This window comes from Acidovorax sp. (assembly GCF_047607405.1).
Classification (GTDB): Bacteria; Pseudomonadota; Gammaproteobacteria; order Burkholderiales; family Burkholderiaceae_C; genus Acidovorax.
Genome location: NZ_JASGDA010000088.1, coordinates 63,782 through 79,432, shown reverse-complemented (window position 1 = coordinate 79,432; position 15,651 = coordinate 63,782). Strand labels below are relative to the sequence as shown.

Below are 15,651 nucleotides of genomic sequence, written 5' to 3'. Positions count from 1 at the left end.
CCTGAAACGATGGGTTAAATCGGGTCCACCAGCAGGCGGTTGCCCACGAGCTCGGCCACGCGGTGCGGGCCGGTGGCGGGGGTGCTGCCGGGGCGGTGGATGGCGGTCCATTGGGCGCCGCGGTATTTCACGGTGCTGGTGCCGTCGGGGTTCCAGGTTTCGACCAGCACGGTTTCGCCCAAGTCCAGGTGTACGCTGCGGTCGCCGGGGCGGCGTTTCTTCATCTGGTGCAGGGCCACGACCAGGCCCGCGCCCACGATGGCCGCCGCCGCGATCTGCACGGGCAGCGCGAAGCCCAGGTGCGCTGCCAGGGCGCCAGCGATGAAGCCGGTGGCCACCATCAGCAGATAGAACGTGCCGGTGACCAGCTCGGCCACGACCAGGGCCCCTGCGGCCAGCCACCAAAGGGTGGATTCCTGCATGTGCAAACCTCCTTTTGTGTTTTGTTGTCTGTATTGAGCGCACCACATTCTGGGTGAAAAGACGCAGTGCTCAAAGGCGCGCCGGGCTTATTCCTTACACTTCGCGCCTATTTGCTTGTTGAAACCCGCTGGACGGGGCCGCGCCATGAAATTCCGCTTTCCCATCATCATCATCGACGAGGACTACCGCTCCGAGAACACCTCGGGCCTGGGCATCCGCGCGCTGGCGCAGGCCATCGAATCCGAGGGCTTCGAGGTGGTCGGCGTGACCAGCTATGGGGACCTGTCGCAGTTCGCGCAGCAGCAAAGCCGGGCCAGCGCGTTCATCCTGTCGATCGACGACGAGGAGTTCACGCTGGGCGAGGGGCTGGACCCGGTGGTGCTGAGCCTGCGCAACTTCATCGGCGAAGTGCGGCGCAAGAACACCGAGGTGCCGATCTACGTACACGGCGAGACCAAGACCAGCCGCCACCTGCCCAACGACATCCTGCGCGAGCTGCACGGCTTCATCCACATGTTCGAGGACACGCCCGAGTTCGTGGCGCGCCACATCATCCGCGAGGCCAAGAGCTACCTGGAGAGCGTGCAGCCCCCGTTCTTCAAGGCCCTGCTCGATTACGCCGAGGACGGCTCCTACAGCTGGCACTGCCCCGGCCACTCGGGCGGCGTGGCGTTTTTGAAAAGTCCCGTGGGCCAGATGTACCACCAGTTCTATGGCGAGAACATGCTGCGCGCCGACGTGTGCAATGCGGTGGAAGAGCTGGGCCAGCTGCTGGACCACAACGGCGCCATCGGCGAATCGGAGCGCAACGCCGCGCGCATCTTCAACGCCGACCACTGCTTCTTCGTGACCAACGGCACCAGCACGTCCAACAAGATGGTGTGGCACCACACCGTGGCGCCCGGCGACGTGGTGGTGGTGGACCGCAACTGCCACAAGTCCATCCTGCACAGCATCATCATGACCGGGGCCATCCCCGTGTTCATGAAGCCCACGCGCAACCACTTCGGCATCATCGGCCCGATCCCGCAAAGCGAGTTCGAACCCGCGGCCATCCAGGCCAAGATCAAGGCCAACCCGCTGCTCAAGGGCGTGGATGCCAAGAAGGTCAAGCCGCGCGTGCTCACGCTCACGCAATCGACCTATGACGGTGTCCTGTACAACACCGAGACCATCAAGGGCATGCTCGACGGCTATGTGGACAACCTGCACTTCGACGAGGCCTGGCTGCCGCACGCGGCCTTCCACCCGTTCTACGGCAGCTACCACGCCATGGGCAAGAAGCGCACGCGGCCCCAGTATTCGGTGACCTACGCCACGCAGTCCATCCACAAGCTGCTGGCCGGCATCAGCCAGGCATCGCACGTGCTGGTGCAGGACTCGCAGACCGCCAAGCTCGACAGGCACCTCTTCAACGAGGCGTACCTGATGCACACGTCCACATCGCCGCAGTACAGCATCATCGCCAGCTGCGACGTGGCCGCCGCGATGATGGAGCCGCCCGGCGGCACCGCGCTGGTGGAAGAAAGCCTGCTCGAAGCCCTGGACTTTCGCCGCGCCATGCGCCAGGTGGAGGACCAGTTCGGCAAGAACGACTGGTGGTTCAAGGTGTGGGGCCCGGACAAGCTGGTGGACGAGGGCCTGGGCCGTGCCGAGGACTGGATCATCCGCAGCGACGGCAAGGGCAAGAAAAATGGGAGCAAATGGCACGGCTTCGGCCAGCTCGCCGACGGCTTCAACATGCTGGACCCGATCAAGTCCACCATCGTCACGCCGGGCCTGAACCTGGACGGCAAGTTCGACAAGACCGGCATCCCCGCCAGCATCGTGACCAAGTACCTGGCCGAGCACGGCGTGGTGGTGGAGAAGACGGGCCTGTACAGCTTCTTCATCATGTTCACCATCGGCATCACCAAGGGCCGCTGGAACACACTGCTGACCGCGCTGCAGCAGTTCAAGGACGACTACGAGAAGAACCAGCCCATGTGGCGCATCCTTCCGGAGTTCTGCCAGCAGCACAAGCGCTACGAGCGCATGGGCCTGAAGGACCTGTGCCAGCACGTCCACGAGATGTACGCCAAGTACGACATCGCGCGCCTGACGACCGAGATGTACCTGTCGGACCTCACGCCCGCCATGAAGCCGTCGGACGCCTACGCGCACATCGCCCACCGCCAGACCGAGCGCGTGGAGATCGACCACCTGGAAGGCCGCATCACCGTGGGCCTGGTCACGCCGTACCCGCCGGGCATCCCGCTGCTCATCCCGGGCGAGGTGTTCAACAGGAAGATCGTGGACTACCTCAAGTTCGCGCGCGAATTCGCCAAGCTCTGCCCGGGCTTCGAGACCGACATCCACGGCCTGGTGGAGATCGAGGACGACAACGGCGACGTGCGCTACTACGCCGACTGCGTCGCGGCGCGCTGATGCTCCTTTATTGAGAGCTGCTCGCGCTTGACAGGTAAGCGCTAGAGGCCGATTTGCCTTGTATTTCAGTTGCAGGCGGCGGCGCATCCGCCCGCACGCGCCAGAAGCGCGCGAAGCGCGGCAGGCCGCCCGGGTGCGTGCCGTTGTAGCGGTAGGTCACCACGCTGCCGATGGGCGGCGGCGAGCGGCGCAGCCCGTCGGTCAGGCCGCTGCCCAGCCGCAGGCGCTGGCCGCTGGGCAGCTCCACGATCAGCGCGCCGGTCAGGCCCGCGTACTTGCCTTTGCCGGGCACGTGGCCCACCACGCGGCCTTCCGCGTCCTCGAAGGACTTGAGCTTGAGCAGGTCGTCGCTGCGCCCGCCGCGGTAGGGCGCGTCGTCGCGGCGCAGCATCAACCCTTCGGCACCTGCCTTTTCGTGGTCGTGCAGTTGCTTCATCAGCGCGCCGTGGCTCGCCACGCGCCACTGCGGCGCGGCCTGCACCCAGGGCTGGCCCAGCGCGGCCACGGTGTGGCGCAGGGCGGGCAGGCGCTCGCCAAAGCCGCCCGGGTGGCCGGGAAGGTCGAACACCATGTAGCGCAGAGCGCGCCACTGCGCGTCCTGCGGCACGGCCTGGGCGACGGCGGACTGCGCCGCGTCGAAGCGACCGCGCCCGGCCCACAGCTCGCCGTCCAGCGGCGTGGCGGGCCAGCCCGCGGTGAACCATGCGGGCGCGGCAATGGGCAGGCCCTGGCGGCTCAGCAGCTCGCGGCCCGTCCACAGCGCGCGCACGCCGTCGTACTTCTCGCTCACCCAGTAGGCCGTCACGTCGATGCCGGGCCGGTAGCGCTGCGCGAGCGTGGGCGCGGGCGGGGCGGCCTGGGCGAGTGCCGTGCCAAAAAATATCAAAATTGATAGCGCGCAGCGCTTGATGGATAAGCGCTGGAGGCCAAAAAGACCCATATAAAAAACAAACCCCGCGATCGTGCGGGGCTGGTTCATTTCAGTGGGGGTGCGGGTCACACCTGGTCCGCCGACAGCCCCGCCGTCTGGCTGAAGCCACCGTCCACGTAGGTAATTTCTGCCGTCATGCCCGAGGCCAGGTCACTCAGCAGGAAGGCCGCCACGTTGCCCACGTCTTCAATCGTCACGTTGCGGCGCAGGGGCGACGCGTCGGCCACGCGCGAGAGCAGCTTGCCGAAGTCCTTGATGCCGCTGGCCGCCAGCGTCTTGATGGGGCCCGCGCTGATGCCGTTGGCGCGGATGCTGCGGCCGTCCGCCGTGCGGCCCACGGCCTCGGCCAGGTAGCGCACGGACGCCTCCAGGCTGGCCTTGGCCAGGCCCATGGTGTTGTAGTTGGGAATGCTGCGCAGCGCGCCCAGGTACGACAGCGTGAGCAGCGACGACTTGTCGTTCAGGTAGGGCAGGGCGGCCTTGGCCATGGCCGGGAAGCTGTAGGCGCTGATGTCGTGCGCGATGCGGAAGTTTTCGCGCGACAGGCCGTCCAGGAAGTTGCCCGCAATGGCCTCGCGCGGCGCGAAGCCGATGCTGTGAACGAAGCCGTCGAACTTCGGCCAGGCGGCGGACAGGTCGGCGAACATGCGCTCGATCTGCGCGTCGTCGGCCACGTCGCAGTCGAACACCAGCGTGGAGTCGAACTCGGCCGCGAACTCGGTGATGCGGTCCTTGAAGCGCTCGCCCACGTAGCTGAAGGCCAGCTCGGCGCCTTGGCTGTGGCAGGCCCGGGCGATGCCGTAGGCGATGGAGCGGTTGGACAGCACGCCCGTGATGAGCAGCTTCTTGCCGGTGAGGAAACCCATTGTTGTTCTCCTGTGTGTGTCGATGTGTGGTGCAGAATTGTCGCATGCGGTTTTTGCCTTCTCTGCTGACTTTTGCGCTGACGTTCATGCTGGCTGCGCCCGCCTGGGCGGTGCCTGCCATGGGCATGGGCTACGAGCCCAAGTACCCTGCCACGTTCGCGCATTTCGACTACGTGAACCCCGATGCACCCAAGGGCGGGCACCTCACGCTGTCGGCGTCGGGCAGCTTCGACAAGCTCAACCCCTTCACGCTGCGCGGGCAGATGGTGGCGGGCATGGGCTACAGCGGCAACGGCTTCGTGTTCGCGGAGTACGGGCTGGTGTTCGACTCGCTCACCGCGCCGAGCGAGGACGAGCCCTTCAGCCGCTACGGCCTGCTGGCCGAGGATTTCGCACTGGCGCCCGATGGGCTGTCGGTTACGTTCCGCCTGCGGCGCGAGGCGCGCTTTTCCAACGGCGACCCGGTGCTGGCCGAGGACGTGAAGCATTCCTTCGACACGCTGATGGGCAAGGACGCCTCGCCGACCTTCCGCTCGTACTGGGCCGACGTGAAGCGCGCCGTGGTAGTGGACGGATACACGATCCGCTTCGAGTTCCAGCGCCGCAATTCCGAGCTGCACATGATCCTGGGCCAGTTGCCGGTGTTCTCGCGCGCGTGGGGCGGCGGCAAGCCGCTGTCCGAGTTGCAGAACGAAGCGCCGCTGGCCAGCGGCCCTTACGTGGTCGAGCGCGTGAACTGGGGCAAGAACATCACCTACCAGCGCCGCGCTGACTACTGGGCCGCCAAGCTGCCGGTGCGGCGCGGCATGTTCAACTTCGACACGGTGACTTATCTCTACTTCCGCGACCGTCTCGGCGAGGAGGAGGCGCTGAAGGTGGGCGAACTGGATGCGCTGGAGGAGACCGGCATCAGCGCCTGGATGCGCAAGTACCGGGGCCGCCGCTTCGATTCCGGCGAGATCGTCAAGGCCGAGATCGATCACCACCGCACCACGGGCATGCAGGGGCTGGCGATGAACCTGCGCAGGCCGCAGTTCGCCGACGTGCGGGTGCGCCGCGCGCTCGACCTGGCGTTCGACTTCGACTGGCTCAACCAACGCGTTTTCTACCAGCGCCGTGCGCGCACCGGCAGCTATTTCACCAACACCGACGACCTGATGGCCAGGCCGCAGGTGAGCGCGGACGAGCAGGCGCTCATCGACAGTCTGCGCCACCGCGCCGAGTACGTGGCGAAGACGCAAGGGCCTTTGCCCGCGCATGCCGGTACCGGCGGGACTGCCGGGGGGCTGCGCCGCAACCTGCTGCTGGCCCAGCGCCTGCTGGCCGATGCGGGCTGGACCTTTCGGGACGGCGCTTTGCGCAATGCGCGGGGCGAGGCATTCACTATCCGCATGGACATTACCGACCGCTCGTCGGAGGTCGTGCTCGCGCCCTTCGCGCGGAACCTGGCGCGCCTGGGCATCACGCTGCAGTACCGGCTGGCCGACCCCAGCATCGTCAAGAAGCGGCTGGACGAGTTCGACTTCGACATGGCGGTCACCCTGCTCGGCGGCTCTTCCAGTCCGGGCAACGAGCTGTACGACGATTTCAGTTCCAAGTCCGCCGACGAGAAAGGCAGCCAGAACCTGCCGGGCATCAAGGACCCGGTGGTGGACGAGCTGATCGAACGCATCGTCTCCAGCCCCGACCGCCGGGCCATCGCGGCGGGGGCGCGGGCGCTGGATCGCTACCTGCTGCACCAGCACTACGTGGTGCCCATGTACTACGGCAAGCAGTTTTTCATGGCGCACAAAAGCCACCTGCGGCACCCGCCCCGATTGCCGCCCCACCTGCTGGCCGGGTCGTGGCTGCTGACGATGTGGTGGAGCGAGTGAGAGACACATGCTGGCCTACCTGCTCAAACGCATTCTGCTGATGGTGCCCACCCTGCTGGGGGTGCTGGTGCTCAACTTCGCGGTGATCCAGTTCGTGCCTGGCGGGCCGGTGGAGCAACTCATGTCGCAACTGACCAACCGCGAGGGCCAACTCGGCGGGCAGGGCGCGCGGCGCGCGCTCGAACCCCGGCAGGTGGAGGAGATCAAGAAGCTTTACGGCTTCGACAAACCCGCGCACGAGCGGTTCTTCCAGATGCTGGGGCACTACGCGCGCTTCGATCTGGGCAAGAGCTTCTTCCAGAACAAGGACGTGTGGCAGTTGGTGAAAGAGAAGCTGCCCGTCTCCATCAGCCTGGGCCTGTGGGCCTTCTTCCTCAGCTACCTCGTGGCCGTGCCGCTGGGCATCGCCAAGGCGGTGCGTGCGGGGTCTCGGTTCGACTTCGTGACCACGCTGCTGGTGCTGGTGGGCTACGCCATCCCGGGCTTCGTGCTGGGCGTGGCGCTGCTCGTCATTTTTGGCGGGCAGTTGCAGTGGTTCCCGCTGCGGGGGCTGACATCGGCCCACTGGAGCGACATGGCGTGGGGCGCGCGCATCGTGGACTACCTGTGGCACATCACGCTGCCGGTCACGGCCATGGTGCTGGGCAGTTTCGCTGTCACCACCATGCTGACCAAGAACGCGTTCCTCGAAGAAATCCGCAAGCAGTACGTGCTGACGGCCCGCGCCAAGGGGCTGTCGGATCGGCATGTGCTCTGGCGGCACATCTTGCGCAACGCGCTCATCCCTATCGTCACTGGCTTTCCTGCTGCTTTCATCGGCGCATTCTTCACCGGCTCGCTGCTGATCGAAACCCTGTTCTCGCTCGACGGCCTGGGCCTCTTGAGCTACGAGAGCGTGATGCGCCGCGACTATCCGGTCGTGCTGGGCACGCTGTACCTGTTCACGCTGATCGGGCTGGTGACCAAGCTCGTCAGCGACCTGTGCTACGTATGGGTGGACCCGCGCGTGAAGTTCGATTGACCTGCCGCGATGCCATGAACACGCAGACCCTTGCATCCGAATCCATCGCGCACCTGCTGCAAGCCCAGGTGCCGGGCCTGCTGGCCGTCTATGGTTTTGGCAGCCGCGTGCAGGGCACGGCGGGGCCCGGCAGCGACCTCGACCTGGCCGTGCTGGTGGAAGGCTATGCCGACCCGGTGCTGCTCTGGCAACTGGCGGGCGAGCTGTCCGGCGTGGCGGGCTGCGCCGTCGATCTGCTGGACCTGCGCGCTGCGTCCACGGTGATGCAGTACCAGGTCATCACCACGGGCCAGCGCTGGTGGGCGCGCGACAGCCGGGCTGCGCTGTTCGAGAGCGCGATCCTGAGCGAGAAAACGGCGCTGGACACGGCGCGGGCCGGGCTGCTGGACGACATTCAGAAAAGAGGGAGCGTGTATGGCCGATGACGTGCTGATCAACAAGGCCGCCACCATCGAGCGCTGCGTGGCGCGCGCACGCGAGGAATACTTCCGCGAACCGGCTAGCTTCGCTACCGACTTCACCCGCCAGGACGCGGCCATCCTGAACATCCAGCGCGCTTGCGAGGCCGCGCTGGACATGGGCCAGCACCTCATCCGCCGCGACAGGCTGGGCGTGCCGCAAAGCGCCCGCGACGTTTTCGCGCTGCTGGCGCAGGGCGGCCGCATTCCCGCACCGCTGGCCGCCGGGCTGCAACGCATGGTGGGCTTTCGCAACATCGCCGTGCATGACTACCAGGCCCTGCAACTGCCCATCACCATCGCCATCATCGAGAAGCACCTGGATGACTTCCTGGACTACAGCCAGACCCTGCTTCAGCGGGACGCTACCTGAATGACTGTGCAAGCCCCTGTGTCCCTCTCCCCCTCCCGCCGCGCCTGGCTGCGCTTCAAGCGCAACCGCCTGGGCTACTGGAGCCTGCTCGTCTTCAGCGCGCTGGTGCTCGTCAGCCTGTGCGCCGAGCTGATCAGCAACGACAGGCCGCTCGTCGTGTACTACGAGGGGCAGACCTACTTCCCCCTGCTGCGGGACTACCCCGAGACCACCTTCGGCGGCGACTTCGAGACGCCCACCGACTACCTGGACCCGTTCATCAAGGACCGGTTGAGCCAGGGTAGCAACTGGGCGCTCTACACCCTCAACCCCTACGGCCCGGGCACGCTCAACTACTTTGCCAAGGCGCCCAACCCGTCCGCTCCCACGCGCGACAACTGGCTGGGCACCGACGACCGGGGCCGCGACCTGCTGGCGCAGCTGCTCTACGGCTTTCGCGTGAGCGTGCTGTTCGGCCTGGCGCTCACCGTCACCGGCGTGCTGCTGGGCGTGGTCACGGGGGCCATCCAGGGCTTCTTCGGCGGCAAGACCGACCTGGCGTTCCAGCGCTTCATCGAGATATGGGGTTCCATGCCCGAGCTGTACCTGCTCATCATCTTCAGCGCCGTGTTCGCGCCCAGCGTGGCGCTGCTGCTCATTTTGTTGAGCCTGTTCGGCTGGATGGGCCTGTCGGACTACGTGCGCGCCGAGTTTTTGCGCAACCGCCAGCTCGACTACGTGAAGGCCGCGCGCGCCCTGGGCGTGCCCAACGGGCAGATCATCTGGCGGCACATACTGCCCAACAGCCTCACGCCCGTCGTCACCTTCCTGCCGTTCCGCATGAGCGCGGCCATCCTGGCGCTGACCTCGCTGGACTTCCTGGGCCTGGGCGTGCCGCCGGGCACGCCGTCGCTGGGCGAACTGCTCAGTCAGGGCAAGAACAACATCGACGCCTGGTGGATATCGCTGTCCACCTTCGCCGTGCTGGTCGTCACGCTGCTGCTGCTCACCTTCATGGGCGACGCGCTGCGCGATGCGCTCGACCCGCGAAAGGCAGATCTATGAGCGGTCTGCTGTTAGACGTACATGACCTGCACGTCCGCTTTGGCGACAAAGAGGTCGTGCGCGGCGTCAGCTTCTCCATCGCCCCGGGTGAAAAGCTCGCCCTGGTCGGCGAATCCGGCTCGGGCAAGACCATCACCGCCCTCAGCCTGCTGCGCCTGGCGGGCGATGCCAAAATCACCGGCCAGGCCATGCTGGACGGGCGCGACCTGCTGCAAATTTCAGAGCGCGAGATGCGCGGCGTGCGCGGCGGCGACATCGCCATGGTGTTCCAGGAGCCCATGACCGCGCTCAACCCGCTGATGACCATCGGTGCGCAGATCGTCGAAGTCTTGCAGCTGAAAAAGGGGCTGGCGCCCGACCAGTGTGCGCAGGCAGCTATTGATTTGCTAGCAAAGACCGGCATCCCCGACCCCGCCCGCCGCGCAGGCAGCTACCCGCACCAGTTGAGCGGCGGCCAGCGCCAGCGCGCCATGATCGCCATGGCCCTGGCCAGCGAGCCCCGCCTGCTGCTGGCCGACGAGCCCACCACGGCGCTGGACGTGACGCTGCGCGGCCAGATCCTCGACCTGCTGTCCAGCTTGCAGCGCCAGACCGGCATGGCCGTGCTGCTCATCACGCACGACCTGAACCTGGTGCGCCGCTTTGCCGACCGCGTGGCGGTGATGGAGCAGGGCGTGCTGGTGGAGCAGGGCGCCGTGGCCGATGTCTTCCACGCGCCGCAGCACCCCTATACCCAGCGCCTGATCGCCAGCCAGCCCCGCCGCAACGTGGCGGAAGGCGCGCCGCCCGAGGGCACGGCCCCGGTGGTGTACACGCAAGACCTGCGCGTGACCTACCCCACGCCGCTCCCCGGCGTGCGCGGCTGGTTCAAAAAGGGCGAGTTCGTCGCCGTGCAGGGCGCAACGCTGGCGCTGCCGCCCGGCCAGACGCTGGGTGTGGTGGGCGAATCCGGCTCGGGCAAGTCCACGCTGGCGCAGGCCATTTTGGGCCTGCTGCCGCACACGGGCGACCTGCAAGTGGGCGGCCAGGCATGGCAGCAGCCCGCCACGCGCAATACGCCTGCCAACCGGCAACTGCGCCGCCGCGTGCAGGTGGTGTTCCAGGACCCGTTCTCGTCCCTGTCGCCACGCCTGACGGTCGAAGAGATCGTGGGCGAGGGCCTGCGCGTTCACGAACCCGCCCTCAGCGCTGCCGACCGCCGCGCCCGCGTGCAGGCCGCCCTGGCCGAGGTAGGTTTGGCCGATGCCCAGTACCCGCGCCTTTTGGCGCGCTACCCGCACGAATTCTCCGGCGGCCAGCGCCAGCGCCTGGCCATCGCGCGCGCCCTCATCGTGCAGCCCCAGGTGCTGGTGCTGGACGAGCCCACCAGCGCGCTCGACGTGACCATCCAGCAGCAGGTGCTGGGCCTGCTCCAGCGCCTGCAGAAGGAAAAGGGCCTGAGCTACCTGCTCATCACGCACGACGTTCAGGTCATCCGCGCCATGGCGCACCAGGTGATCGTGATGAAGGACGGCGAGGTGCTGGAGCACGGCAGCGTGGACGCGGTGCTGGATGCGCCCCGCCACCCCTACACCCAGCGGCTGGTGGCGGCGGCGGGTGCTGAAAAAGTTTGAGACAAATTGGCGTCTAGCGCTTGTGCAGTAAGCGCTGTTAGCTATTAATTCAGGAGCAATCTCCGGGCTGGCTGTCCACGCTGTTGCGCATGGCGGCCTGGGCCACGGCGTCCAGGGCGCCGTCCACCACGTTCTGCTGCGCGAGCACCTGCATGGCCCCTTGCTGGATGAGCCGCTCGACCACCCGCAGCGTCATGGACTGTGAACGCCCAGCGGCGTTGGTGAACAGGAACATGGTGCCGTGCGGGCCGACCCAGGACAGTTGGGTGCGCTCCCACTGGTCCCGCACCCGCAGGTTGACCCAGGTGCCGACGGCCAGCGGGGGCGGGGCGGCGCTGGCAGCCTGCGCGGCAGGCGGTGCCACCGCAGGGGCGGGGATGAGCGAGGCTTCCATGAAGCCCGAGTCCTTGGCTTCGGCGGGGGCGACCCACTGCTCTTCTTCCTCGGCGGGCAGGGGGGCGGGCTGGGCCGGGGGAGCGGGCTCGGCAGGCTGGGCAGGCTGTGCGGGCGCGAGTTTGAACGCCTGCTGGTGCAGCTGCATGAGCACGTCGAAGAAGGGCTCTGTCTTGGCCGGCGGGTAGCCGATGGAATCCAGGCCCTCGCGCAGCCGGGGCACGAGCTTGGGCAGCAGGCGCGCGAGCCTGTCGGTGTTCAGGCGGGTCAGGCTGGGCTGGGCGCTCCAGATCAGGGACTCCACCAGTTCGCGGCAGCCGCCTGGGTCGGGGCTGCCGGTCTTGTCGGTCAGTTGCGCCTCGGCCATCACCTGGGCCCAGGGGCCCGTCAGAAAGCGCGTGATCTCGTCGGGCATGTCGCCCATCTGGGGCAGCTGCGCAATCTCGCGCGAGAGCTTGGCCGCCAGCAGGTGGCGCTGCTCGGCGTGTTGCAGCGCCTGGATGGCGCGCTGGCGCTCCAGCTTGCGGGCCTGCTCGTTTTCGGCCCAGGCGGCCTGCAGCTGCTGCAGCACGCGCTCGAAATCATCGGCCCCCTCGATGGTGTCGGTGGACAGCGGCCCCGCGATGGTGATCAGCCCGCGCAGAAAACGCTGAAAGCCCGGCGCCTCGGTGCTGTTGAACGCCTGGCTGCGGTCGGTGATCTCTTGCAGCAGCCGACGCGCCGGGTGTTCCTTGTTGCTGAAGAAGCGCGGGTCGGCCAGCGCCAGCTGCAGCAGCGCGGGCTCCAGCGCCCGCACGAACTGCTGCACGGGCCACAGCAGGCGCTCGTCGCGGGCGATGTTGTCCACCATCAGGGCCACCACTTCCATGCTCAGGGCCTGGGCCAGCCCGGCGGTGGGCTGGCGCTGGGCGGTTTGCGGCTGGCTGCCCAGGCGATCCATCATCTGGCCGACCTGGTTCATCTCCTGCAGCGCCTCGAAGGCGGCGGGCACGGTCATGGCGAAGTCGGTGGCGGGCGCATCGACGGGGGGAGGGGCGTCGGGGCCCTCGAACTCGCGGGCGAAGCGCTCGGCAAAGCTTTCACCGGGTGCGGGCGCGGCGGCGGGCGGCGGCGCTTCGCGGATCTCGCCCAGCAGCAGGCGGCGCAGGCGGTCCAGGGTGAGGCGCGGGTCGGCGGCCTGGGCGGGCAGCTCGCCCTCGTCGGCAAAGCCGGGGGCTGCGCCGCCCCGGGGCTGGGCGACGTACACGTATTGGCCGCCAGCCTGGCGCATGGCATAGCCTGCGGGCTGCACGCCGCCTTGCTTCAGGCGCTCGGTCAGCGTGGGGTAGAGCGTGCGCAGTTCAGCGCCCAGCGCCTGGGCCATGTGGCCCATCCAATCGCGCCGCACCTGTTCGGCCACCTGCATCTGCGACACCACCGCCTGCAGCGCCTGCAGGAACATTTCGGGGCGCAGGGGGTTTTGTTCGGGCAGCACCTTGGGGTGGCCCTGGGCGGCGCTCACCAGGGCGTCCAGGTCGGCCAGGGGGCCTTCGACGGCGGAGACCAGCATTTGCTGGGCGCGGGCGCGCTCCACGCTTTCGGTGATTTGCGTCTCGTCCATCAGTTCGAGCTCGTCGAACTGGATGGAGAACAGCGAGCGCGTGGACTTCTCGCGCTGCGCCGATTCCCTGTCCAGCGCCTTGCGCAGCGCCTCGGGGTAGCGCTCGCTCATCACGTTGGCAAGGCGCGCGATCTGCTGGCGCGCGTCGAGCATCGCCTGGTGTTCGCCCGGCGTGCGGGCCTGGCTCTCGCGCGTCTGCAGTTGCAGGCGCGCAGCCTCGATGACGCGGTCCATCAGGGGGCTTGCGCTCGCCAGCACGTCGTGGACGATGTGCTGGAGCACTGCGGGCGGCGGGGCGGTGTGTTGCGAGGCCATGGTGCGAGGGAATGCCAGAGCCCGCGATCGTAAAGGGCGAAAGGGGCCAAAACCCCTTATACCGCCTCAACCGGCATGAAATTTGACCACCAGCGGCACCACCAGCAGTGCCACGATGTTGATGATCTTGATGAGCGGGTTGATGGCCGGGCCCGCCGTGTCCTTGTAGGGGTCGCCCACGGTGTCGCCCGTCACGGCGGCCTTGTGCGCGTCGCTGCCCTTGCCGCCGTGGTGGCCGTCCTCGATGTACTTCTTGGCGTTGTCCCACGCGCCGCCGCCGGTACACATGCTGATGGCGACGAACAGCCCGGTGACGATGGTGCCCATCAGCAGCCCGCCCAGCGCCTTCGGCCCCAGCAGCAGGCCCACGATGACGGGCACGGCCACGGGCAGCAGGCTGGGCACGACCATCTCCTTGATGGCGGCGCTGGTCAGCATGTCCACCGCCTTGCCGTACTCGGGCTTGGCCGTGCCTTCCATGATGCCCTGGATGGTGCTGAACTGGCGGCGCACCTCTACCACCACCGCGCCCGCCGCGCGGCCCACGGCCTCCATCGCCATGGCGCCGAACAGGTAGGGGATGAGGCCGCCGATGATGAGGCCGATGATGACCAGCGGGTCGGACAGATCAAAGCTGATGTGCTTGCCATACGTCTCCAGCTTGTGCGTGTAGTCGGCGAACAGCACCAGCGACGCCAGCCCGGCGGAGCCGATGGCGTAGCCCTTGGTGACGGCCTTGGTGGTGTTGCCCACGGCGTCCAGCGGGTCGGTGATGTCGCGCACGCTGCTGGGCAGCTCGCTCATTTCGGCAATGCCGCCCGCGTTGTCGGTGATGGGGCCGTAGGCGTCCAGCGCGACCACGATGCCCGCCATGGACAGCATGGACATGGCCGCGACCGCGATGCCGTACAGCCCCGCCAGCGCGTAGGCGACCCAGATGGCGACGCACACGAAGATCACCGGCCAGGCCGTGGAGCGCATCGACACGCCCAGCCCCGCGATGATGTTGGTGCCGTGGCCCGTGGTGGACGCCTGCGCGATGTGCTGCACGGGCGAATACTGCGTGCCGGTGTAGAACTCGGTGATCCACACCAGCGCCGCCGTCAGCACCAGGCCCACGGCGCAGGCGCCGAACAGGCGCATCTGCGCGCCCGTGCCGCCCAGCGCGCCGTCCGGGATGATCCAGGCCGTGACGAACCAGAACGCGATGAGCGACAGCACGCCCGCGATCGCCAGCCCCTTGTACAGCGCGGGCATCACGTTCTTCATGCCCGGCGACGCCTTCACGAAGAAGCAGCCGATGATGCTGGCGACGATGGACACGGCCCCCAGCGCCAGCGGATAGACGACGGCGTTCACCGGTGCGGCAGCCACCAGCAGCGCGCCCAGCACCATGGTGGCGATCAGCGTGACGGCATAGGTCTCGAACAGGTCGGCCGCCATGCCCGCGCAGTCGCCCACGTTGTCGCCCACGTTGTCGGCGATCACGGCGGGGTTGCGCGGGTCGTCCTCGGGGATGCCCGCCTCGACCTTGCCCACCAGGTCGGCGCCCACGTCCGCGCCCTTGGTGAAGATGCCGCCGCCCAGCCGCGCGAAGATGGAGATGAGCGACGAGCCGAAGGCAAACCCGATCAGCGGGTTGAGCGCGCCCGCCGACGTGGCCGCCGTGCCGCCCAAAAACCAGTAAAAGCCCGTCACGCCCAGCAGGCCCAGCCCCACGACCAGCATGCCGGTGATGGCCCCGCCGCGAAAGGCGACTTGAAGCGCCGGGCCGATGCCTTGCGTGGCCGCCTGCGCCGTGCGCACGTTGGCGCGCACCGACACGTTCATGCCGATGAAGCCGCACGCGCCCGACAGCACCGCGCCCACCACGAAGCCGATGGCCGTCGTGGGGTCGAGAAAGATGCCGATGAGCACGGCCAGCACCACGCCGACGATGGCGATGGTCTTGTACTGCCGCGACAGGTAGGCGGCGGCCCCCGCCTGGATGGCGGCCGCGATCTCCTGCATGCGGGCGTTGCCCGCGTCCTTGGAAAGAATCCAGCCCCGGGCCCAGATGCCGTAGGCCACCGCAATCAGTCCGCAAACCAGAGCCAGTATCAGAGGGGAAGTCAGTGCCGGGTTGTCAGCCATGCGTCGCTCCTTGAAAAACAATTCGGTAGTTGCACGGAAGGAAACATCACAACGCAGTCCGGTGGTGCTTCCGCTGCGTTGCTTCCTCGTGCTCCGCTAGCGGGAGTCGATTGGCCAACGGGCGCAATTTACCGCCAAACCGCAGGGCGCAAGCGTGCAGAAACGGCCGTGTGCCTAAAA

12 protein-coding genes are annotated in these 15,651 nt (G+C 67.5%); 7 read left to right on the top strand and 5 right to left on the bottom strand.

What is annotated here, in order from left to right; all coding sequences use genetic code 11:
• Positions 1-14: 14 nt before the first annotated feature.
• Positions 15-422, bottom strand: a complete 408-nt coding sequence (locus QM569_RS10385; protein ID WP_414987153.1) for an NfeD family protein — start codon at positions 420-422, stop codon at positions 15-17.
• 145 nt (positions 423-567) lie between these two features.
• On the opposite strand from QM569_RS10385, the gene QM569_RS10380 reads away from it, so the two are divergent.
• On the top strand, positions 568-2,850 hold the full coding sequence (locus tag QM569_RS10380; RefSeq protein ID WP_414987152.1) for an Orn/Lys/Arg decarboxylase N-terminal domain-containing protein: 2,283 nt from the start codon (positions 568-570) through the stop codon (positions 2,848-2,850).
• 7 nt (positions 2,851-2,857) lie between these two features.
• Here the strand turns inward: QM569_RS10380 and QM569_RS10375 are convergent, their stop codons facing one another.
• Together QM569_RS10375 and fabI are read right to left on the bottom strand one after the other, a co-directional pair.
• Entirely contained in the window at positions 2,858-3,829 is a 972-nt protein-coding gene (locus QM569_RS10375) for a DNA ligase (RefSeq protein ID WP_414987151.1), read from the bottom strand.
• A gap of 17 nt (positions 3,830-3,846) precedes the next feature.
• Positions 3,847-4,647 (bottom strand): enoyl-ACP reductase FabI, encoded by an 801-nt coding sequence (gene fabI / locus QM569_RS10370; protein ID WP_414987150.1) that lies wholly within the window; start codon positions 4,645-4,647, stop codon positions 3,847-3,849.
• Between the two features lie 86 nt (positions 4,648-4,733).
• Between fabI and QM569_RS10365 the strand changes: the two genes are divergently transcribed.
• From QM569_RS10365 to QM569_RS10340, 6 genes are read left to right on the top strand one after another with little or no spacing between them, the layout of a single operon-like run.
• Entirely contained in the window at positions 4,734-6,521 is a 1,788-nt protein-coding gene (locus QM569_RS10365; RefSeq protein WP_414987149.1) for an extracellular solute-binding protein, read from the top strand.
• A 7-nt stretch (positions 6,522-6,528) separates the two neighbouring features.
• Positions 6,529-7,542, top strand: coding sequence for a microcin C ABC transporter permease YejB (locus QM569_RS10360; protein ID WP_414987148.1), 1,014 nt, complete (start codon positions 6,529-6,531; stop codon positions 7,540-7,542).
• Positions 7,543-7,556: 14 nt separating this feature from the next.
• Positions 7,557-7,967: a type VII toxin-antitoxin system MntA family adenylyltransferase antitoxin gene (gene mntA, locus QM569_RS10355; protein ID WP_414987147.1), complete on the top strand. Its 411-nt coding sequence runs from the start codon at positions 7,557-7,559 to the stop codon at positions 7,965-7,967.
• Positions 7,957-8,373 carry a type VII toxin-antitoxin system HepT family RNase toxin gene (gene hepT / locus QM569_RS10350; RefSeq protein ID WP_414987146.1) on the top strand — a complete coding sequence of 139 codons (417 nt, stop codon included), beginning with the start codon at positions 7,957-7,959 and terminating at the stop codon, positions 8,371-8,373. Before mntA ends, hepT begins: the two co-directional genes overlap by 11 nt.
• Positions 8,374-9,417 carry an ABC transporter permease gene (locus tag QM569_RS10345; protein ID WP_414987145.1) on the top strand — a complete coding sequence of 348 codons (1,044 nt, stop codon included), beginning with the start codon at positions 8,374-8,376 and terminating at the stop codon, positions 9,415-9,417. It begins immediately after the preceding gene.
• Positions 9,414-11,030, top strand: coding sequence for an ABC transporter ATP-binding protein (locus tag QM569_RS10340; RefSeq protein ID WP_414987144.1), 1,617 nt, complete (start codon positions 9,414-9,416; stop codon positions 11,028-11,030). Before QM569_RS10345 ends, QM569_RS10340 begins: the two co-directional genes overlap by 4 nt.
• Positions 11,031-11,079: 49 nt before the next feature.
• Here QM569_RS10340 and QM569_RS10335 read toward each other — a convergent pair whose 3' ends face one another.
• Entirely contained in the window at positions 11,080-13,338 is a 2,259-nt protein-coding gene (locus QM569_RS10335; RefSeq protein ID WP_414987143.1) for a DUF1631 family protein, read from the bottom strand.
• A gap of 66 nt (positions 13,339-13,404) precedes the next feature.
• Complete coding sequence (locus QM569_RS10330; protein ID WP_414987142.1) at positions 13,405-15,471, bottom strand: sodium-translocating pyrophosphatase; 2,067 nt, start codon at positions 15,469-15,471, stop codon at positions 13,405-13,407.
• Between the last annotated feature and the right edge of the window lie 180 nt (positions 15,472-15,651).

What these genes read in the sequence shown, in the direction of transcription:
- QM569_RS10330 (WP_414987142.1), bottom strand. Translation starts at nt 15,471, where the DNA reads ATGGCTGACAACCCGGCACTGACTTCCCCTCTGATACTGGCTCTGGTT.
- QM569_RS10340 (WP_414987144.1), top strand. Translation starts at nt 9,414, where the DNA reads ATGAGCGGTCTGCTGTTAGACGTACATGACCTGCACGTCCGCTTTGGC.
- mntA (WP_414987147.1), top strand. Translation starts at nt 7,557, where the DNA reads ATGAACACGCAGACCCTTGCATCCGAATCCATCGCGCACCTGCTGCAA.
- QM569_RS10385 (WP_414987153.1), bottom strand. Translation starts at nt 422, where the DNA reads ATGCAGGAATCCACCCTTTGGTGGCTGGCCGCAGGGGCCCTGGTCGTG.
- QM569_RS10375 (WP_414987151.1), bottom strand. Translation starts at nt 3,829, where the DNA reads ATGAACCAGCCCCGCACGATCGCGGGGTTTGTTTTTTATATGGGTCTT.
- QM569_RS10335 (WP_414987143.1), bottom strand. Translation starts at nt 13,338, where the DNA reads ATGGCCTCGCAACACACCGCCCCGCCGCCCGCAGTGCTCCAGCACATC.
- QM569_RS10345 (WP_414987145.1), top strand. Translation starts at nt 8,374, where the DNA reads ATGACTGTGCAAGCCCCTGTGTCCCTCTCCCCCTCCCGCCGCGCCTGG.
- QM569_RS10360 (WP_414987148.1), top strand. Translation starts at nt 6,529, where the DNA reads ATGCTGGCCTACCTGCTCAAACGCATTCTGCTGATGGTGCCCACCCTG.
- QM569_RS10380 (WP_414987152.1), top strand. Translation starts at nt 568, where the DNA reads ATGAAATTCCGCTTTCCCATCATCATCATCGACGAGGACTACCGCTCC.
- hepT (WP_414987146.1), top strand. Translation starts at nt 7,957, where the DNA reads ATGGCCGATGACGTGCTGATCAACAAGGCCGCCACCATCGAGCGCTGC.
- fabI (WP_414987150.1), bottom strand. Translation starts at nt 4,647, where the DNA reads ATGGGTTTCCTCACCGGCAAGAAGCTGCTCATCACGGGCGTGCTGTCC.
- QM569_RS10365 (WP_414987149.1), top strand. Translation starts at nt 4,734, where the DNA reads ATGCTGGCTGCGCCCGCCTGGGCGGTGCCTGCCATGGGCATGGGCTAC.